The sequence below is a fragment of the Peribacillus sp. SIMBA_075 genome (assembly GCF_046534585.1).
This window is the reverse complement of record NZ_JAWRYN010001358.1, coordinates 1-245: the sequence shown is the minus strand read 5'-3', so window position 1 is coordinate 245 and position 245 is coordinate 1. Positions and strand designations below refer to the sequence as shown.

The window sequence follows — 245 nt, the reverse complement described above, 5'->3', positions numbered from 1 at the left end:
AGTAATACCCTCATTTTTTATTGGATGCCACTGCTTAGCCAACTCAGGATCTACTTCCTCAAGAGTTTTAATCTGTCTTTCTTCTTTTACTTCAGCTCTTTTTGTGGCCTTTTTAAGCCTTAAACATTTTGGACATTCTTTTTTCTTTTGTCTATCGTAAATGCTCATTCCCCACTCATGACCTTCAGGACATATCCACCAAATATATTCATAACTTTCATTAGTTAATTCATCTGGATTAATCC

The 245-nt window shown here is 34.7% G+C and carries 1 protein-coding gene; it reads right to left on the bottom strand.

What is annotated here, in order from left to right:
• On the bottom strand, positions 1-245 hold a 245-nt coding region (locus SB775_RS32770; protein ID WP_410865466.1), incomplete at both ends, for a zinc-ribbon domain-containing protein.